The organism is Lysinibacillus xylanilyticus, assembly GCF_001183605.1.
Classification (GTDB): domain Bacteria; phylum Bacillota; class Bacilli; order Bacillales_A; family Planococcaceae; genus Lysinibacillus; species Lysinibacillus xylanilyticus.
In genome coordinates, this window is sequence record NZ_LFXJ01000006.1 from 115,119 (window position 1) to 135,673 (window position 20,555).

Annotated in this window: 17 protein-coding genes and 1 riboswitch; of the genes, 9 read left to right on the forward strand and 8 right to left on the reverse strand. The window is 37.8% G+C overall.

What is annotated here, in order from left to right:
- Positions 1-47: 47 nt before the first annotated feature.
- The 3 genes from ACZ11_RS14680 to ACZ11_RS14690 form a co-directional block, all read right to left on the reverse strand.
- Positions 48-1,013, reverse strand: coding sequence for a DMT family transporter (locus ACZ11_RS14680; protein WP_049667336.1), 966 nt, complete (start codon positions 1,011-1,013; stop codon positions 48-50).
- A 90-nt stretch (positions 1,014-1,103) separates the two neighbouring features.
- Positions 1,104-2,333 (reverse strand): peptidase T, encoded by a 1,230-nt coding sequence (pepT, locus tag ACZ11_RS14685; protein ID WP_049667297.1) that lies wholly within the window; start codon positions 2,331-2,333, stop codon positions 1,104-1,106.
- 135 nt (positions 2,334-2,468) lie between these two features.
- Positions 2,469-3,119 (reverse strand): lysoplasmalogenase, encoded by a 651-nt coding sequence (locus tag ACZ11_RS14690; protein ID WP_049667298.1) that lies wholly within the window; start codon positions 3,117-3,119, stop codon positions 2,469-2,471.
- Between the two features lie 163 nt (positions 3,120-3,282).
- On the opposite strand from ACZ11_RS14690, the gene ACZ11_RS14695 reads away from it, so the two are divergent.
- Positions 3,283-4,962: a hypothetical protein gene (locus ACZ11_RS14695; RefSeq protein ID WP_049667299.1), complete on the forward strand. Its 1,680-nt coding sequence runs from the start codon at positions 3,283-3,285 to the stop codon at positions 4,960-4,962.
- Between the two features lie 63 nt (positions 4,963-5,025).
- On the opposite strand, the gene ACZ11_RS14700 is transcribed toward ACZ11_RS14695, so the two are convergent.
- Together ACZ11_RS14700 and chrR are read right to left on the reverse strand one after the other, a co-directional pair.
- Positions 5,026-5,451, reverse strand: a complete 426-nt coding sequence (locus ACZ11_RS14700; protein ID WP_049667300.1) for a hypothetical protein — start codon at positions 5,449-5,451, stop codon at positions 5,026-5,028.
- A 207-nt stretch (positions 5,452-5,658) separates the two neighbouring features.
- A complete protein-coding gene (chrR, locus tag ACZ11_RS14705) occupies positions 5,659-6,390 on the reverse strand; it encodes a class II chromate reductase ChrR (RefSeq protein WP_049667301.1) in 732 nt (243 codons plus the stop codon).
- Between the two features lie 285 nt (positions 6,391-6,675).
- On the opposite strand from chrR, the gene ACZ11_RS14710 reads away from it, so the two are divergent.
- A complete protein-coding gene (locus tag ACZ11_RS14710; protein WP_049667302.1) occupies positions 6,676-8,196 on the forward strand; it encodes a succinate CoA transferase in 1,521 nt (506 codons plus the stop codon).
- 361 nt (positions 8,197-8,557) lie between these two features.
- Here the strand turns inward: ACZ11_RS14710 and ACZ11_RS14715 are convergent, their stop codons facing one another.
- Together ACZ11_RS14715 and ACZ11_RS14720 are read right to left on the reverse strand one after the other, a co-directional pair.
- Positions 8,558-10,039 carry a DASS family sodium-coupled anion symporter gene (locus tag ACZ11_RS14715; RefSeq protein ID WP_049667303.1) on the reverse strand — a complete coding sequence of 494 codons (1,482 nt, stop codon included), beginning with the start codon at positions 10,037-10,039 and terminating at the stop codon, positions 8,558-8,560.
- Between the two features lie 402 nt (positions 10,040-10,441).
- Complete coding sequence (locus tag ACZ11_RS14720; RefSeq protein WP_049667304.1) at positions 10,442-11,074, reverse strand: glycerol-3-phosphate acyltransferase; 633 nt, start codon at positions 11,072-11,074, stop codon at positions 10,442-10,444.
- Between the two features lie 295 nt (positions 11,075-11,369).
- A riboswitch (SAM riboswitch) is annotated at positions 11,370-11,482 on the forward strand.
- A 117-nt stretch (positions 11,483-11,599) separates the two neighbouring features.
- Here ACZ11_RS14720 and ACZ11_RS14725 point away from each other — a divergent pair.
- The 3 genes from ACZ11_RS14725 (at position 11,600) to ACZ11_RS14735 (ending at position 15,686) form a co-directional block, all read left to right on the forward strand.
- Positions 11,600-12,901 carry an O-acetylhomoserine aminocarboxypropyltransferase/cysteine synthase family protein gene (locus ACZ11_RS14725; protein WP_049667305.1) on the forward strand — a complete coding sequence of 434 codons (1,302 nt, stop codon included), beginning with the start codon at positions 11,600-11,602 and terminating at the stop codon, positions 12,899-12,901.
- A gap of 390 nt (positions 12,902-13,291) precedes the next feature.
- The gene (locus tag ACZ11_RS14730) at positions 13,292-13,678 is read left to right on the forward strand and encodes a hypothetical protein (protein ID WP_049667306.1); all 387 of its coding nucleotides are present in this window, start codon (positions 13,292-13,294) and stop codon (positions 13,676-13,678) included.
- A gap of 1,021 nt (positions 13,679-14,699) precedes the next feature.
- Positions 14,700-15,686 (forward strand): homoserine dehydrogenase, encoded by a 987-nt coding sequence (locus ACZ11_RS14735; protein WP_049667307.1) that lies wholly within the window; start codon positions 14,700-14,702, stop codon positions 15,684-15,686.
- Positions 15,687-15,737: 51 nt separating this feature from the next.
- Here the strand turns inward: ACZ11_RS14735 and ACZ11_RS14740 are convergent, their stop codons facing one another.
- Positions 15,738-15,968, reverse strand: a complete 231-nt coding sequence (locus ACZ11_RS14740; RefSeq protein WP_049667308.1) for a MerR family transcriptional regulator — start codon at positions 15,966-15,968, stop codon at positions 15,738-15,740.
- 158 nt (positions 15,969-16,126) lie between these two features.
- Between ACZ11_RS14740 and ACZ11_RS14745 the strand changes: the two genes are divergently transcribed.
- The 4 genes from ACZ11_RS14745 to ACZ11_RS14755 all read left to right on the forward strand — a co-directional run bounded on the left by ACZ11_RS14745 (position 16,127) and on the right by ACZ11_RS14755 (position 20,363).
- Complete coding sequence (locus ACZ11_RS14745) at positions 16,127-16,984, forward strand: DMT family transporter (RefSeq protein WP_049667309.1); 858 nt, start codon at positions 16,127-16,129, stop codon at positions 16,982-16,984.
- 345 nt (positions 16,985-17,329) lie between these two features.
- Positions 17,330-18,022, forward strand: a complete 693-nt coding sequence (locus ACZ11_RS14750; RefSeq protein ID WP_049667310.1) for a response regulator transcription factor — start codon at positions 17,330-17,332, stop codon at positions 18,020-18,022.
- Entirely contained in the window at positions 18,000-18,155 is a 156-nt protein-coding gene (locus ACZ11_RS26655) for a hypothetical protein (RefSeq protein ID WP_169776085.1), read from the forward strand. The genes ACZ11_RS14750 and ACZ11_RS26655 overlap by 23 nt, the downstream gene beginning before the upstream one ends.
- Before the next feature lie 15 nt (positions 18,156-18,170).
- Positions 18,171-20,363: a sensor histidine kinase gene (locus tag ACZ11_RS14755; protein WP_049667311.1), complete on the forward strand. Its 2,193-nt coding sequence runs from the start codon at positions 18,171-18,173 to the stop codon at positions 20,361-20,363.
- Positions 20,364-20,555 lie beyond the last annotated feature (192 nt).

The following is a 20,555-nucleotide window of genomic DNA, read 5'->3' on the forward strand; positions in this document are numbered from 1 at the left end:
AATGTACACGACTAAAGGGTGATTTAGTAATGTACATTTTTTTGTATTTACTGAGTAGGACTACTACTATGAACAGCGCTTTTTTTCCCTAGTATCATCGTATAGTAGCTATGTAACAGCATGCCCACAATGATGACACCTAGGCCCGCGAGTGCAATAGGATTTGGGAATGCAATGCCGAGCAATAATACTTCACCAATAATGACAAAGATTATTTCAGTCGATTGTGTTGCTTCAACTGCTGCAAGCTTGCCTTGGTGATCGCGAACACGGTCAGTTGCAATGAAAAATAAAGTTGTGGCGATGACACCAGAGCTTATGCCTACAAGCAACGATTGCATCACTTGATTGATTGAAGGAAGCCCAACAGTTGCCAATGCATAAATGGCTAGAATAATCCATGCGGGCATCGAAGCGATGGTCATTCCGAGAACTCGTTGATATGTATCGATGCGTCCGTCACAGATTTCCATCATTTTTCGATTACCAAGAGGGTAGGCAAATGCAGCGATGGCAACAGGTAAAATGCCAAGCAATAAACTTTTAAATGGAACAGATTGTGCCTGTGGTATTTGAATAAGTAAAATGCCGACTAAAATGACACATGAAATTAGTAATGAAATAAGCGGTATTTTTTGACGTACTGTTTTCCCAGCTACTACTGAAACAAATAGGGGAGCTAATAATACGCCAGCGACAATTGTAAATTGCCATGTTCCGGAAACGAGCCAGCCTGGACCGAATGCTGCTGCAAATGTCAGTGGTGCATAGAACAATACGAATCCTATAAAGCTCCAGAGCAGCCAAGAGACAGGCTGTGCTTTCATTTCACCTGATAGTTGGGAAAAGCCCTTTCGATAGAAGACGATCGCAAGTAAAAACGGTAGCATGAAGAAATAGCGCAGTGATGAACTCCATAACCAGCTACCACCTTGCATTTCCATTGCGTGATTCAATATAAATGTAACTGCAAAAAATAGTGAGGCTAAAATACCTAATGCAATTTCTTTCAATAAATTCACCTCATAATCCTTTATGTAATTTGAAAATTCAGTCATTGATTTCAGAAAAATTACGAAGAAGGGATAAACCCTTCTTCGTAATTATTTTCCTTGTTGTTCAAAGAGCTGTACGATTTCGATAATCACTTGTGTAGCTTTCTCCATCGTTTCTCCAGATACATATTCGAATTTACCGTGCATATTTTCGCCACCTGCAAAAATGTTTGGAGTTGGTAAGCCCATGTAAGAAAGCTGTGAGCCATCAGTGCCACCACGGATTGGTAATGTAATTGGAGCAATATCTAACTTTTCCATTGCTGTGCGTGCAATATCAACGATTTCTTTTACAGGCTCAATTTTTTCGCCCATATTATAGTATTGATCTTCCATAGTAATGATTAAAGCATCCTCGCCATATTGAGCTTTAATTTTTGCCGCAGCATCAAGTATTAATTGTTTTTTTGCTTCGAACTTTTGACGGTCATGGTCACGGACAATATAAGAAAGCTCAGTATGCTCGATCGCACCGTTAAAGCCCATTAAGTGAATAAAGCCTTCATAACCATCCGTTTTTTCTGGTACTTCATTAGTAGGCATTTCATTTTGGAAGGCAATCGCCATTGTGATGGCATTGACCATTTTATTTTTCGCAGAACCAGGGTGTACACTCGTACCTTTTGTCACAACCTTTACGCCTGCAGCATTAAAGCTCTCGTATTGTAGCTCGCCAAGTGGTCCGCCATCCATCGTATAAGCGTAGTCGGCTCCAAATGCAGCCACATCGAATTTATGAGGACCGCGGCCAATTTCTTCGTCAGGTGTAAACGCTACACGCAATTTACCGTGTTTAATAGAAGGAGTGTTTACTAGGTATTCCATAGCCGTCATAATTTCTGCGATACCAGCTTTATCGTCAGCGCCTAATAATGTAGTACCATCCGTTGTAATTAACGTTTGACCTACATAATTTTTAAGCTCAGGAAAATCTGTTGGCGACATCACTAGATTTTCATTGAGCTGGATAGCTCCACCATCATAGTTGTCAATGCGCTGTGGATTAACGTTTGTGCCAGTAAAATCTGTTGTAGTGTCCACATGTGCTAAAAAGCCAATAGTAGGCACTTTTTTATCTGTATTTGCTTCGAGTGTCGCAAATAAATAACCATTTTCATCTAATGTAATATCAGTTAAGCCTATCTCTGCAAGTTCATCTTTTAGTACATGCAATAAGTCAAATTGCTTTTGTGTTGAAGGAGTTGTTTCGCTTGTGAAATCAGATTGTGTATCAATTTTTGCATAACGAATTAAACGCTCAATTACTTGTTCTTTCATAAGTATGGCCTCCTAATGTGTATGTTTAACTTTTTTCGGCGGGTATCCAACACTGTTGCTGCCGCTTCGCAAAGAAGTGCTTTGTGCAAGCACAAAGCCGATTCCGGACGCAATTATGCCGAGGCATAATTGATATTATTGTAACACTTTACTTCGGATTTCGGAATATTGAGAAATACTTAAGGCAATTAGAATTTGGGCACTGTAATATGTCAACATAATAAACTCATGTGAAAATGGTAAAGACATAACAAATTTGTTGATAGCTAAATAGGAATCTGATGAAATAAATAGTAGAGCGCCAATCGTTGCAAATGTAGAACCTGTACGAATCGCAGTCCAACCCATCGTTAATATGACCGAAATATAGGCAATTACCGCAAAACCAAGCACGATTTCTCCTGATGAAAACACTGTACCTGCGATCCACACAGCCATACTTGCACCGTAGACGAGTAAGACAATCTTCGCCCAAGTAGGTACTTGTCGTTCATTAGTAGAAGAAAAGGCGAAGATATAAAAAATATGCCCGATTAAGAAGCTTGTTAGCCCAATTAGAAACCACTGAAGCGTATAATCGCCGACCATACAAAACACAAGTCCGATGACGATCAGTAGTTGATACTTTTTAATACCTAAATTTTTGGGTGTAGCGGCTAAAATAATGATCAGAAGCATCGGAATAACTTTAAAGATAAGTATCAAGCTTTCTGGAATATGGGACAGGAAAAAAATATAATAAAGACCAAACAAAATAATAAATGCTAATAAAACTTTTTTTGACAAAATTCTCATCTCCTTTTCTTTGAAATTCTTTATCTATGTTAGAATTTCCTTTATTTCTTTTGTAAAGAAAATGCACAAGATGCACCCATTCATCTTATGTATGAAACTTTTTTTGTATGTAGCCGTAAATAAGTGGACAGTAAGTTTAGAGAGGGTGAACAAAATGACTAAGCTATTAATAGCTTCGGCAGTCATTGGACTAATCGCGAGTGTTTTATTAACACCGCTTATAACGAAAAAACGAGAAGATGGCGGATCTAAAAAGGTAATTGGATTCTTCTTTATCGCTGCATTTGTACTAGGCTTTTTAGCTACGGGTATAACAGTTTATGTGACAAAAATGGATGTAAACTGGCTTGCTTTTTGGCCTGCTATTATTTTATTAACATTAGGCGGTGCGCTTCTTGCAAGTGGTATTGAAAGAAAAATAAAGGGAGTTTTATTTTTAGCTAGTTTAGGTGTTGCAGTGTATGTATTATCAGCTCCTTTATGGAATGCTAACGAAAAATTCAAATCAGCTGAAATGAAGGAAGAAGTTGAAATAAAACCATTCGATGAAACACAAACACCAGCTAGTGTTCCTCCTAAATTTGCGCGCAATAAGATGAAAAAGGCGTTCGGCCAAGTACCGAATACGAGCTATTATGAGTTAGGGCGCTTACAAATTCAAAAAGTAAAAGGTGAGTATGTTTATATAGCACCAGTTGAGTTCTCTGGTTTCTTTAAATGGATGAACGGCGATACGACTCCTGGTTACTTTATAATGAGTGCAACGGATTCAGCGGACAATCCTAAGTTTGTTAAGCAGGAAATGAAGTATGTTCCTTCTGCTTATTTAAATTCAAATTTAGAGCGCCATATGCGATTACAACATCCATTCCTTGTTTTTTGTGGAGATGTACAACTTGAAATAGATGATGAGGGTAAACCATACTACATCCGTTCATACGGTGAATTTATTTCAGCACGTAATGGCTTCGATGTAAAAGGGATCGTGCTTGTAGATGCGCTAACAGGAAAATCAGAAGTTATTAAGCTGGAGGATGTCCCAGAATTTATTGATGGAGCTGTTTCTCCAGAGACAGTAAGCTTACAAAATAGTTATTTTGGTAATTATGTACATGGATATTGGAACAGTAAGTTTGGTAAAAAAGATGTAAAACTTCCTTCTGATGAGGGAACAGAGGCAAATGTTAGCCCGATTTTTGACGAGAAGGGCGATATGTATTATTTCACAGACTTTACGAGCCCTAAAGAGGGTGTCGATTCAATGCTTGGCTATTCCTTAACAAATGCCCGAACAGGTCAAGCGACTTATTATACTGGAAATCAAGACGCTTCTTATATGGATTCACAAGGTAACTTGCAAATTATCGAGAAGAAATTTATAGAGAAAAAATGGTCTGGAGAAATGCCGGTATTGTATAACTTTTACGGTGAGGCTAGCTGGTTGACTGCGGTACTCGACTCAAATGGTTTCTTACAAAATTATTTCATTGTATCTGCGGCTAATCCTGAAATTTCCGTGTATGCGACAACTCCCAAAGAGGCATTAAAATTATATAAAACAGCCTTAAGTCGCGGTGGAACTACAGTCGAAGGAAGCTCACATGCGGAAGAGAAAAATGTAAGTGGAAAGGTGCTTCGCGTTTACAAGGAACGTCTCGGAGACTATACAGTTGTATCATTTTTATTAAATAATGGTGAAAACTATTTAGTAAGCTCAGAAACAGAACCGCTTGCAATTTATTTGCAAGAAGGTGATGATGTAATTCTCACTTATGGTGATACAGGAGAGCAGTTCTTACCAGTTCGAAAACTGATTATTAAAGGATTACAGTAATGTAGTTATCGCTAAATAAAAAAAGACGATCTAGTAGTACTATGCTACGAAGATCGTCTCTTTTTATGTTGGTTGAGATTCCATATAGTGAAGCATCTTTTCTTGGTGATTAGTAAAAAGTGCTTTTGCATGATCGTTTAACGCAAATATTTCATGAATGTACCCTTGCAATAAATTATGTTCATATTCAAAAGGATAAGAATCTTCGTTTTCTAATATATGCGCTAATAAAAGTGCATGTAACACAACAACCTCTAGATTTTGTGTATTTGTAATAAATTTTAAGTTGAGGATAGTAGTGTGGGAAACGAATTGATTAACATAATCAATAGCATCTTTATAAACGACTAAGTCGATAGGTGGTTCAAGTCGTTTTCTTAATAATGTACACTCATTATTTAAGTCTTGAATTTTTAAAAATAAACCTCTTACACTTCGCTTATGTTGTTGTTCTAGGGTACGAGCAAGATGTTTATTGACATAGGACATTTATAAATAACTCCTTTTCACATAACGGTCATCTATTAGTATTAATGTAATTGTTTAAAAAGGAAAGAGTCTTTTTGTTTAATTTATACCTAAATTTAACATGTCGTGATGGACAAAAATACTAGGTGTAAAATGAGGGCGTATGTAGAATATGAAAAAAGTGGAGAACTATCATACGATAGTAACTCCACACAGCTTGTTGATAAATTATTTCCAGTTGAACCCTTTTTTTGCTAAAAATTCATTGATATGAGGACGGCGTTGTTCAATTAAAAAATCGGCCATTTGCTTTGTCCAGTTATCAATTTTTCGATTGGATGAGCGAGTATTATAGTATGCTTCCATTGTGTCGTTGTAAGCTGGTAAAAGCTCCTCATATTTTTCTGTATTGTATTCATTTTCATGTAATACTGCTGCAACCGGTAAACGAGGTTTTACATCATTGCGACGAGCAGGAACCCCAATAGTTAAGCCGAATAATGGGAAAACATAGTCAGGTAGATTGAATAATTCGCTGATTTCTTCAAGCTTATTACGCACTCCTCCAATATAACAAATTCCATATCCCATAGATTCTGCAGCAACGACGAAGTTTTGAGCGAATAATGATACATCAGCTACTCCAACAAGTACGTTTTCTGCCGAATCAGCCACAATATCTACGCCTTCTAATTTACCTGCTGATTGCAGACGCTTAAAATCTACACAGAAGACAAAGGCACCGCCAGAAGTTTCGTATTGACGAGGATTACCAGAGAGCAATCCTAATTTTTCTTTTTTCTCCGCATCTGTTACCCAAATTACGCTATAAGCTTGTACAAAATGTGATGTAGCAGCCATTTGTGCAGTAGAAATTAATTCTTCAATAATTTCCTTTGAAATCGGATTTCCATCATAAATACGAACCGAAGAATGGTTCCGTAATAATTCTTTAACCATTAATAAAATCTCCTTTTCCCCTTTATATATATCAAGAGCATATCACGCTTTATCTTCAAAATCGAATTTTTCCGACATTGAAATTATTTTCAGATAATTTACGAATGCATAAAATTTCTCGTAATATAAAATATTTTGTTAGTTATAGATTAAAAATTCTAAATAGTTTAAAATTATACGTGAATGGTTTATTTGGTTGGATTTCTAATAAATGGATGACTATAACAAGATGATTAAATCTTAGAAATCTAATTAAAAAAATAAAGTGGGATGGAGGAATAAGGAATGGCAGAAAAGTTGGCGAAAAAGCTTCGTAATGAACAGCTACGGAGCAAGGTTGTAACAGCAGAAGAAGCAGCATCTTGGATTAAGGATGGTATGGTACTTGGGATGAGCGGGTTTACCCGTGCTGGTGATGTTAAAGTGGTACCTCTTGCACTTGTGGAGAAAGCTAAAAAAGAGAGCTTCAAGGTAGATGTATATACAGGTGCATCACTTGGCCCAGAAGTTGACCAATACTTAGCAGAAGCTGGCGTTATTCGTAAACGTGGACCTTTTCAAGCGGATACCGGTATTCGTAACAAAATCAACAGTGGCGAAATTACATTCGTTGATGCGCATTTATCACATAATGCGGAGCTAGTACGTCAAGGCATTATTGGTCCTATTGATTTTGCGATTATTGAAGCGGCTGCTATTACAGAAGACGGCTTACTAATTCCTACAACTTCAGTTGGTAACTCTCCGATTTTTGTGCAAGAGGCAGACCAAATAATCATTGAGTTGAACGTAGCTCAGCTTGATGCATTAGAGGGTGTCCATGATATTTTTGTGCCAGGACCGCAGGGGAAACGTGATCCAATTCCATTACAAAATGTATCCGATCGGCTTGGCATAATTGGTATTCCATTAGATTTAGATAAAGTAAAAGGTATTGTCATTTCAGATATTTTAGATGCGCCATCAACGATCGTTCCAGCAGATGAAGAAACAGATATTATGGCCAATCATTTATTAAACTTCCTACGTGAAGAAATTAAAGTAGGTCGTTTAACAACAAGCTTAAGACCAATCCAATCAGGTGTAGGCTCAGTAGCAAATGCCGTTTTATTAGGCTTTAAAGATTCTGAGTTTGAGAACTTAGAAGTATATTCAGAAGTACTGCAAGACGCGGTATTCGAATTAATTGATGCAGGGAAGGTAAACTTCGCATCTGCTACTTCTATTACTCTTTCAGAGGAAGTTGGAAACCAAGTTTATGGTAACTTCGAAAAATATGCAGATAAACTAGTATTACGTCCGCAAGAAATCTCTAACCAACCAGAAATTATTCGCCGACTCGGGTTAATTTCTGTTAATACAGCACTAGAAGTAGATATTTATGGGAATGTAAATTCTACACATGTTTCTGGCACAAAAATGATGAATGGAATCGGCGGCTCCGGGGACTTTGCACGTAATGCGAGATTAGGTATTTTCGTCACAAAATCTTACGCGAAAGGCGGAAATATTTCTAGTATCGTTCCAATGGTTTCGCATGTAGATCATACAGAGCATGATGTAGACGTAATTGTCACAGAGCAAGGGGTAGCAGACCTACGTGGCCTTGCTCCAAAAGAGCGGGTTGGGCTCATTATTGATAACTGCGCACATCCAGAATATCGTGAGCAATTATGGAAGTATTTTAACGATGCCAATGAAGCAACAGGTGGACACCATACGCCACACAATCTAGAAAAAGCACTCTCATGGCATGTGAATTACGCAAAAAATGGTACGATGAAGAACCCTGCTTTATCGAAATAATAAAGTAACAAAAGCCTTGAAGGACAGTTGACTTGTCCCTTCAAGGCTTTTTGTTGTTTTAATAACGGCTTCTTCTTGCTCATCATCAAAAGTTGTGGATGACATTTATAAAAACATATGTCATGTATGTTAGTTGATTGGAGTGGAGGTTGGGCGACTCCTTGGGGATCAGCGAATAGAGGAACAAAGGCTAAAACCATCACGTCCTGTGATAACGCCTTCGTGACCAACATCCTGTTGCCCCAAGCGGCTCATCGGATGCCCCCAGGAAGCTCTGCTCTGCGCGAAAGCGAAGCGTCAGCAACAAAGCGCCCAGCCGGAACGAAAATCAACCACACGTTATGGTGACGATCCCTTCTCCTTACAGTAATCCAATCCATTTCCAATACGTTGCGGAAAATAGAAGAACTAAGATGTATCCAATAATCGTTAATGGAATACCAGATTTTAAGAAATCCTTTGTTGTAAAGGCTCCTGTACCATAGGCAAGCATATTTTGCGGTGCACTAATAGGTAAGAGGAAGCCGAAGCTAATGACGAATTGTTGTACGATAACGAAACCAACCTGATCGACATTAGTTGTTAATGTTGAGGCTAAAACTATAAATACCGGTATAAGTGCAGATGCTAAGCTTGTTGCACTCGCAAAGCCTAAGTGAATAAGAATATTAAATAAAGTAACTAGTGCAATTGTTGCTAGAATTGGCATAGAATCTAAACCGAGTGAACCGAATACTTTATCAGATAACCACGATGCACCTTTTGTATTAAGCAAGACCGTTCCTAGCATAATTCCTACAGCAAAGACGATAATTGTCCCCCAGGGAATATGTGATTCAACTTGCTTCCATGAATAGACTCCGATTTTTGGCATTAATAAAATGGCAATTGCAACGATTGTGACTGTTGTCGTATCGAACGGGTGAAGTTTGCCCTCAGAAGCCCAGAAAAATAGTAAAACTACCGATGTTATGATTAATCGAATTTCGGGAGCTTTTAATGGACCAAGTTCCGCAAGCTGTTTTTTGATTACTTCTCTACCACCTTCAATATTACTTGTTTCAGGTTTGATTAGTGTAATCATAATGAAAAATAGAGCGACTGACATGATGATTGAGAAGGGGGCAGCATAAAGTAACCAAGCTCCCCAAGAAATATCCACACCAAACTGTTCTTTGATGAAGTTTAAAGCGACCATATTTTGAGCTGCTGCCGTCTTAATACCGATATTCCAAATAGAGACAGCTTGCACCGATGTAATGACAAGTAGAGCAGCAAGTCGACTATCACGTGGTAAACCAAATGCTGCTACCATTCCAAGTAGTATTGGCACAACTGCACCTGCACGTGCAGTTGCAGAAGGGACAAAGAATGCAAGTGCAATAGATACTAAAATAGCACCGAATACAATAGCTTTCGTTTTTGTTCCTACTAGTGAAAGTATCCATAGCGCAAGCCGTTTATGTAAATTTGTAATTTGCATGGCTGCCGCTAAGAAAAGAGCTGCGGCTACTAGTGCAACTGCAGAGTTACTGAATCCACTTAACGCCAGTTTTAATGCATCCGATGTTCCTAGTACTCTCGTTGGATCTTCCATTGACGGAGCTAACCCTAGTAAGATTGTAACGAGAGCAATAATCATGGCAGAGCTAACGGGATAGGAAACTGCTTCTGTAACCCAAAGGATGACCGCGAAAGCTAAAATAGCCAAAGCTCGTTGTCCAGCTACAGGTAAATCGCCGCTGTTAGGTAAAAAAGTAATGATGATTAATAAAGCGAAGGCTAATCCAATCCAGAGTGGTTTCAAATTACGTTTCGGTTTTGCTTGTTCAGAAGTAGACATACTTTTTCATCCTTTCTATTCAATTACGCCTTGGCGTAATTGCGTCCGGATTTTGAATTGTGCCCGCACAATTCATTCCTTTGAAAATCCGTGACATCCGCCGGAGGCTTTATCTTCATTCAATAGGTGTTTGGACACCCGCTGAAAAGGAAGCACCACCTTCAAAGGTGGGAGTTTTCTATAATTGTTTCTTCGCTTTCGCTACATAAAATAATTGCTGAATGAAGATAAACATGACTGTAATTTTCTATAACATCGGCTAGTAAAATGCTTTATTAAGAAAGTAAATTTGTCAATTTATTGTAAAAAGACTAGTATGTGAAATACCCTCTATTTATAGCGATAACGGGCAGTTACGAGAAAATATACGGTCATAGAAAAGACGAAAATTTCCAAAAGATATTATTTTTTCTTGTTGAATGCTGAAGTCACTTTAGGCTCAGTTCCAAGCAACAATCGCTTAATATTTTCGATATGCAAAATGATTGCTAGACTAAAAAGTAATAGGGCTATAATCGTCGGGACTGTTCCAGGAATCCATAAAAATGTGACTGTACAAAAAACGAGATAAAATTCAAGTACACCGACAATTAAATAATTTGTCACAAAAGAAAAAATAACAAATAAAATGAGTGCGAATAAGCAAATTTTCCAATCAATCGCAAGTAATATCCCTATGATTGAGGCCGTTCCTTTGCCGCCCTTGAAGCCCATATAAAATGGGAAATTATGACCTAGAATGACACCGGCAGCTACAATATAGGTGAAGAGCCAAACTTGTACTTCTGTTAATTGTGTTATATCTGCTAAATAAGCTTGTGCACCGATTATTGCTGCGACACCTTTACCGATATCGATTAGTGCAACTAATATGCCGTATTTCCAGCCAAGGGAAAGTGTTGCATTAGAGGCACCAGCATTGCCATGACCAGTCTTTTTTAAATCAACTCCGGATAAAAACTGAGCAACTTTAGAGCCGTGAATACAGCCAATCAAATAACCAACAAGAAGAAAAATAATAACGGCTTTTATCATAAAAGTCCTCCTTTCCAAATAAGCTCATCACTAAAAGTTAGAAATGACATTTGTTATAACATATGCCCTGAAGTTGATTGTTGTGGAGACTGGACGCCCCCCAGAAAAGCGCTTGGTCGGAACGGAAATCCACCCCATGTTTTGGTGATGGGCTATGTAAATACTAAAATAGTGTATGCGTTCGTAATACGTAAAAAAGCAGACAGAAGTTTCGGAAAAAATAAAATTTTAGTGTTGACAGAGAAAAAGTCTATGTTTATACTGTGTAACAACGATGGAAATTGAATCTCATATACTCTTATCAAGAGCGGCGGAGGGATAGGCCCTATGATGCCCGGCAACCAGTAAGTGATGAACTTACTAAGGTGCTAATTCCTACAGATTCTTATTGGATCTGGCAGATAAGGGGAGGAAAACTTGCAACCGCAACCCTCTTCTTAGCTGAAGAGGGTTTTTGTTTTCTACTGAAAAAATCCTCCTCATCTCCGGTACCATCGTAAAAAAATAACCATTTGGAGGTATATAATGACAAAGTTTAAACCAGAAACATTGCTGTTACACGGTGGCCAAGAGCCAGACCCGGTAACAGGATCAAGAACAGTACCGGTATATCGATCAACGGCTTTCGTTTTTAAAGACACTGCTCATGCGCAACGTCTTTTTGCTTTAGAGGAAGCCGGTAATATTTACACACGAATTACAAACCCAACTGTAGATGTTTTTGAAAAACGTGTCGCTTTATTAGAAGGCGGTACAGCAGCAGTAGCACTTTCATCAGGTGCAGCAGCTATCGCATTTTCCATTTTAAATCTTGCGGGGGCAGGCGATGAAATTGTTGCAGGTAGCTCTTTATACGGAGGTACTTATAATTTATTCGCCAATACTCTACCAAACTACGGAATTAAAACAATTTTTGTAGACGAAACAAATCCAGAAAATTTCCGTGCTGCTATTACTGATAAAACAAAGGCCGTGTTCGCTGAAATTTACGGTAACCCAAGTTTAAAGGTACTAGATATTGAAGCAGTAGCAAATATCGCACATGAAAATGGCTTGCCATTAATTATTGATAGCACATTTGCGTCACCATATGGCTCTACACCAATTGACTACGGTGCAGATATCGTTGTTCATTCCGCAACAAAATGGATTGGTGGTCATGGAACAACTTTAGGTGGCGTTGTAGTAGATGCAGGGAAGTTCGATTGGACTCGTGAACGTTTCCCAGGCTTTACTGAGCCAGATGCTTCTTATCATGGTTTGCGTTATGGTATTGACACAGCAGATGCAGCATTCGCCACAAAACTGCGCGTGCAATTACTACGCGACTTTGGTCCAACATTAAGTGCAGATGCAGCATTTAATTTATTACAAGGTTTAGAAACGCTTCATTTGCGTATCCCTAAACACAATGAAAATGCATTAGCGGTAGCTGAATATTTACGAAACCACCCATCTGTGGAATATGTAAATTACAACGGCCTAGAAGATTTCCCTACTCATAATTTAGCTAAAAAATATTTGAAAAATGGCTTCGGTTCAGTGCTTACATTTGGTATTAAAGGTGGACGTGAAGCAGGGCGTAAATTAATAGATAGTGTGAAATTATTCTCGCACGTAGCAAATGTAGGGGATGCTAAATCATTAATTATTCATCCAGCATCTACTACACATCAGCAACTATCAGCTGAAGAGCTAATCCAAACTGGCGTAACCGAGTCGCTCATTCGTTTATCCATCGGTTTAGAGGCAGTAGAGGACATTATTGCAGATTTAGAACAAGCAATTGAACAAGTAACAGCTTCACAACAAGAAGTAGAAGCTTAAAAATACAATGGCTAATGTTGTAGCGTTTACGTATTTTCTCATTCGATTGGCCTCATTTGGTAATGCGTCAAACGTTGCTACATCATCCGCTCACCTCATTTGGTGAAGTAACTAAAATTTTATAAAATTAATACCTAGTAATTTTATAAGTATTATTGACTTATTTAATTCCTTGTTTTATACTAGGGAATAAGAAAAGTGTTCGAAAAGCTACCAACCTAGAACCAATTTAAAGCGCCGACTGGTAGATCGGTAAAGTGTTTTCAATCATTACTCAAACTGATTTAGTTTCATAAGTGCTCCCCCACTTTTGAATATATATGAAGAGGAGTAGTTACTCAGCCAGTAACTACTCTTATCTAAAAAACTGATGATAAAGGAGTGTTTTAAATGGGAAATGTGTATAGTGCGCAAAACATTGCATCTTATCTTATTTATGAGCTAAATGAAGGTCATGTGTTTGTGAACAACATGTCCATTCAAAACATACTTGCGTCAGTTGAGCGTAAATGGCAAGAGATCTTTGGACATTCTGCTTATAAGGAATTTGTTGATGCCAAAGAGGAAAGCTATACAATAAAAGAAGTTTTCGAAGCTTATGAAAGCTATGGAGCGAGTCATATTCCTCTACCAGCGACAGAGTATTATTTAAAATACGGCACATTCCAATTAGTTGAACGTACGTATGCAATACCAAATTTTACGCAAGAGGAAGTAAGACTGGTGCAACAAGCTTTAACACAATTTCGTTATAGATTGCTAGCCAACGCTAGTTAATTAACCCTCATATATTTAGGCTCATTCTCTGCTGCTACAGGGAATGAGTTTTTTAATTAGATGGTGGTAGATATACTGAAAAATTTTTAATTAATATATTTAAAAAGAACAATTTTTATGAATGTCTTTACATACATATATATAATAGAAGAAAGGCATTTGTTTTTAACTTCTTTCAGCAATGTTTTATGTAGCGAAAGCAAAGTGTCAGTTACAAGTGTATTTGTAATAGAAGCGCAGTTACAAAAGTCTCTCACCTCTATATGTGGTGAGATGAATGCGTATTTAAGTTACTTTTCAGCGAGGTTGCAAACATCCACTGAAATAAAGGAACTCAGTCTAAGAACGCCACGTCCTGTGGCAACGACTGAGTGACCAACATCGTGCCGCTGACGCTTCGCTTTCGCGAAAAAAACATCTGTTGGCCTAAAGCCTCCGGCGGATGTCACGGAATCGGGAAGGAGTTAATAAAGGATGTTAGCCTAAAATCATCGCATCCATGCGATAACGGCTAACTGACCTGCATCCTGTTGCTGCCGCTACGCTTTCGCACAAAAAACATCTGCAGGCCTAAGCACAAAGCCGATTCCGGACGCAATTATGCCGAGGCATAATTGATAAAGATTCGTCAAAATTTGTTCAATTATTATAGATTCAAGTGAAAAATCATATAATAAAAGGAATGAAAACGATTTCCTTTGCACATCTGTAGAAAACAAATGTACATCCTAGAAAGATTTTTCTTGTACAATGTATGTATTTGCGTTACAATTTTCTTTGAGTTGAATTTTGAATTATTTGAATTTGTTTGTTTCACGGACTTTGTATCTTCATTCAGAATATTTTTTGTAGCGAGAGTGAAACAACATGACTAAATATCTGTTTGAAAACGAAGTGTTAGAAACACGGCAAATTGACCTGCTTTGCAAAGTCGGCGCACAATTCAAAATCTGTACGAATTAAGCTGAGACGAAATAAATTTAATGAAACTGCGGAATGTAAGTTGGAGGGAATAACAACAATGGCAACTATAAAGGCAGCTATATTAGGATTTGGAACGGTAGGTCAAGGAATTTACCATATATTAAACGAAAAGCGTGAAGAGCTTAAAAATAAATTAGGAATTGAGCTAGAAGTAGCAAAAATTTTAGTTACAGATGCTAGCCGTGAACGTGTATCAGGCACAGCACATTTAATGACAACTAGTATGGATGAAGTCTTAGCGGAACCAGGTATGCAGGTTGTTTTTGAGGCGATTGTCAATGAGGAGCCAGCATTTACTTATTTAAAGCGTGCTGTTGAACATAAATGTCATGTCATCACAGCTAACAAAGTAATGTTTGCAAAACGAGGCTTGGAGCTACAGGATCTTGCAAAAGCAAACGGTGTTTTTGTAGGCTTTGAGGCAACAACTGCTGGTGGTGTACCAGTTATTAAAACGATGAAAAATATTTTGCTTGTTAATGATGTTAGTCGTATTCAGGGTGTTTTAAATGGGACATCCAACTATATTTTAACGAAAATGCGTTCACAGGGCTGGTCGTTCGAAACTGCATTAAAAGAGGCGCAAAATTTAGGTTATGCAGAGGCAGATCCATATAATGATATTTCAGGACAGGATGCCTTCAAAAAATTAATGATTTTAAGTGCTTTAGCATTTGGTGAACAACCAGACTGGTCTGAAGTTGAAGTGATAGGCATTGATAGCATTTCGGCAGAGCAAGTAAAAGAAGCATGTGAAAAAGGCTTGCGTTACCGCCACGTTGCTGAGGTTGAGAAACTAGCAGATGGTAAAGTGGTCGCAAAGGTTGGCCCGCAATTAGTTGATAAAGAACATCCACTTTACCCAGTTGATGACGTCAATAATGCTGTGGCATTGGATACTAATTATATTGGCACATTAACGCTAATTGGACCTGGGGCAGGCATGTATCCAACAGCTAGTGTAATGGTTGAGGATTATGCGGAAATTATCGGTAAGCGAGCTGGATTTGTCGTAACAATATAATAGATGCCTATCATTCAACAATGTTCTAATTGTTTGAATGATAGGCATTTTTTAATCCTCATCTTTAACATCAATATCCTCTGGAATAGGTGTATTCCGCCAAATTTCAATTTCTTCTTTAATACGATCTAATTGTTCAAAATAAGTGCTGAACTGCCCGCTATTAATCAGTATTTGGTCCCCGTCGTATACTGAACGAATACGGCCCTCGTAAACTAGGCGAAGTACTTGATCCTCTGGCATACCAAGTTCGATGGCTGTTTCTTCAATTGTTTTATACATAATTTTCGCTCCTTTTATTGTTTTTATTATAACCTCCGTTTAATAGAAAACCTACTATGGGTTAATAAATGAAAGAAAAAGGAAAATGGTAATTGTTTGAATTTGGATAAATCTGTATTATTAATGATAATGAGTAGTGACGGTCGAGGGGGCAATAAATGATGTATCCATTTTTCATACTTCTAGCGGCAATATTATGGGGCATGACAGGAACTGTACAAACATTTTTGAGTGTAGGAATATCTCCGATAGCTGTAGCAACAATTCGTTCTGCAATTGGTGGAGGGCTATTATTAGCTATTACTATTTTGCTCCGTAAAATAAACTTTCTGAAATGGTCATGGAAATGGACAATTTTAGCTGCGGCGAGCATTGCATTGTTCCAAGGCCTTTTTTTCTCATCAATTCGTCTAACAGGTGTAGCTATTGGAACCGTTGTAACGATTGGTAGCGCTCCTGTCTTTTCTGGTGCTTTAGAATGGATACTATGGAAATCACAGCCGACAAAGGTGTGGGGAATAGCAACTGTAATGGCAACACTCGGCTGTATTTTATTATTCGTTAATAATGGAGAAGAGGCTGTCCATATGGGAGGGATTGGGCTAGCCCTTTGTGCAGGTCTCTCCTTTGCGCTGTACACAAATATTAGTAAAAGGCTAATGAGAAAAGAAGAGGCGTTACCTGCAGTAGCGATGACTTTTTCAATCTGTGCGCTATTCTTACTTCCATTTTCGATAAATGGGGGTTTTAGATGGTTAACTATCCCACATAACCTATGGACAATGCTTTTCATGGGGATTATGTGTACAAGCGTTGCCTATATTTTATTTTTAAAGGGGCTTCAGAAAATTAGTTCATCGTCAGCTGTTACACTATCACTAGCTGAGCCTTTGACTGCAGCAATGTTAGGTGTATTTTTAGTTGGTGAATATTTAAGTATGACTTCTTGGATAGGTATTGTAATGTTACTAGGTGGCATTATCGCTCTAACATTAGGAGGACGAAAAACGATTTGAAAACAAGTCATACTTTGAATTAAGAAAATGTAGAGTTAACAATTATGGCTTTTGCTTGTTTACATATGTTGAAACATATGCCCTGTATACGTTTTGGTGTTATGCCTCGGCATAATTGTAGCTGTCGCTTTGCTTTCGCTACAGAAAACATTTGCCGCTGCCGCTACGCTTTCGCGCAGATAAACAATGCGTCCGGAATCGACTTTGTGCGTGCACCAAGAACTCCTTTTCGATTCTGTGACATCCGCTGAAAGAAGTTAAAACCTTAAGAAATTCTTCATTTTTATAATAACTGGTTTTTAAGATTTAAAAGGTACACTATTAATTGAGAGCGAGGTGTATATCATGACGAAACTAACAGTTCTTGTAACAGACGATGATCAAGATATTCGTGATGGTATTGAAATTTATTTAAAGAATGAAGGCTACAATGTCATAAAAGCTGCTGACGGCTTAGAGGCACTTGAAAAATTAGAAAGCAATGAAGTACATTTAATTATTTTAGATATTATGATGCCAAATATGGATGGAATTACAGCGACGTTTAAAATTAGAGAAGAGCGCAATATTCCAATTATTATGCTTAGTGCAAAGGCGGAGGATGGCGACAAAATCCATGGTCTATCTGTAGGCGCAGATGATTACGTTACAAAGCCTTTTCATCCGCTAGAGCTATTGGCACGAGTGAAATCTCAGCTGCGACGTTACGTACAACTTGGGACGTACAATGAAGGAGCAGCAAAGGTGGAAATCGACGGACTTGTATTGGATGAAGATGCAAAGGAAATCATTTTAGAAGGCGAGCCTGTTCGATTAACACCAATCGAATATAAAATTACGGAATTATTAATGAAAAATGTAGGGCGTGTATTTTCGATAAGAGAGATTTATGAGCGTGTATGGAATGAGGAAGCTTACAATGCAGAAAATATTGTGGCTGTACACATTCGAAAAATACGTGAAAAAATCGAAGCGGATCCGAAAAATCCACGTTATTTAAAGGTGGTGTGGGGCGTTGGCTATAAAATGGAAAAATAAAGTAGAGCAGTATGTTACAATTGCAGGGTTTGTAGCAGGGGTTATTGGACTAATTTATTTCGGTGTGTATGCGTACCAAATAGTAACTACACGCTCTTTGGGGATGCTACAATTACTCGAGAAAATTTTTTAGAGAGGAGTTAAAAGTATGTTGAAAAATTGGAAACCTCTTCTCGCTCTTATCTGTTTAATCTGGGTAATATTCGGTATTTTTACGTTCTCAAAAGTTGGGTATCAATATATAGGAAAGTCGTATTTTCAATCTGAAAATTTCCAGCACGAACTAGATAATTTCCAGTCAGAATTAGGACCATTAGTATTAAATTTACCGACGACTGAGGATTTAAAAAGTAAAATTGCGGTGACACAAAGTGAAATTGAAGAACATCGTAATCGCTATGGAACATTAGGAGTACAGGTAGATAATATTAAAGCTCAATATGCGGAGCGCATTCAAGAAGCTACTAATGTAAATGCAACGGAGTTAAAAACAAAGCTCGAGAAAGAGCGAGATGCCAAAATTAAAGATATTACGACTAATTTTGGGGATGATGAGCATGTCCGTAAAAAAATTCAGACTCAAAAGGAAGAACTTGTTGATAAATATATAAAAGCAGCACAAGAAGAAGCAAAGAAGTTTGTGAAAAATAATAATAAATGGTCTTATGAATTAACGAACACTGAAACAGGCGAAAAATTTAGTTCGGGTAATGTTTTGGATAGAAATGCGTTCCAAATAGAATATACTGGGCAACATCCATTATCTACTTGGAATATTAGTGATAATTTAAACCACATTTTTTATCAAACTGATCTCAACTTTGATACAGAAAATTTAAGGGAAACTTCTGATTACACAGGTATTATAACCATCTCAAAAAAATCAGCGCAAGCAGTAGACAATATGGAAGGCTATAACAATTTTACAACTAGTCAATACATCTTCTTCTTTATATGGTTAACGAGTATTGTGGCAGCTATTTTTGCATGGAAAGAGCGTAAAGAAGTACTGCAGATGGTACAAAGTTTAAAGGGAAAAGAAGCTCTTGAAAAAATGAAAATTGATTACCCAATTGGATTATTATTAATAACTGCATTCATGTATATGGGAGCATCTGATACTGTCTATAAATCGATTGTAAATGTTTTTTATTATAATTATGTACGTTATTCAATGGATTGGTTGTTTAAAATAGGTGCTTTGATTGTTATTGCTATGCTGTTCTTTGTACAGCTAATTTGGTTGTATAATCGGGTGAATACAGCACAGAAAATAGAGGAGAATTTAAAAGCTAGTTATTTATGGTCCCTAGGTGAATCCATTACAGATTTATTTATAAATCGTTCCATTGCATTACATTCCTTTGTGATGATTGGGGCAGCGTTTTTCGGTGGTGGAAGCCTTGTAGCTTCAATGTTAGGAGGTGGGGGATTCCCCGTTCTAGTATTGGGCGTCTGCGCAATGATCGGTATGCCAGCCATGATTCTCTTCCTTTCTAAAATGGGCTATTTAAACCGAATTATGAAGGATACAAAAGACATGGCAGAAGGGCGTTTAAACCGTGATGTCAAAGTAAAGGGCAAATCACCACTCGCAGGACATGCAGAAAATCTTAATCATTTAAGAGAAGGCGTACGTACGTCTATGCATGAACAGGCAAAAAGTGAACGTTTAAAAACAGAGCTTATTACGAATGTTAGTCACGACTTACGCACGCCGTTAACATCCATTATTACGTATACAGATTTAATGAAAAATCCTGATATTACAGAGGAAGAGCGTAAGCAATACATTCATATCCTTGATAAAAAATCAGAACGTCTAAAATTACTAATTGAGGATCTTTTTGAAGTGTCTAAAATGGCGAGTGGTAATATGGAGCTTCATCGTACTCGTGTTGATTTAACCCAGCTTGTACAGCAGGCAGTAGGGGAGCATGAGGAGGATTTAGCCCAGGCTCATTTAGATTTACGTATGACAAAACCACATGAGCCAATCTACGCGTATGTGGATGGACAAAAATGGTGGAGACTGATCGATAATTTAATTGTTAATGTATTGAAATATGCATTAGAAGGCACACGTGTTTATGTAACATTGAAGCGTACGGCAGAAGGTGATGCTGAATTCACGGTGAAGAATGTTGCGAAATATGAGATTAGCGAGAATGCCGATGAGTTATTTGAACGCTTTAAGCGAGCAGATGCATCGCGCCATACAGAAGGCTCAGGGTTAGGCTTAGCCATTGCACAATCCATTGTAGATTTGCATGGTGCTCGTATGAGTATAGAAATAGATGGAGATTTATTTAAGGTAATCGTTCGAATTCCAGCAGCATAGACAAAGAACAGCGGTAAACATTTTGCCGCTGTTTTCTTTATGTTGAATATGTGAGGAATTCCTTTTGAATGTTGTGAATTTCAATCTGTCATTTTGGCACTTTATCCGGTCGCTTTAGTGGGACCAACCACGACTTTTGCTGTTTTATCCACGATTTTTGACGGTTCTATCCGTCATTTCGGTACTTTCTTC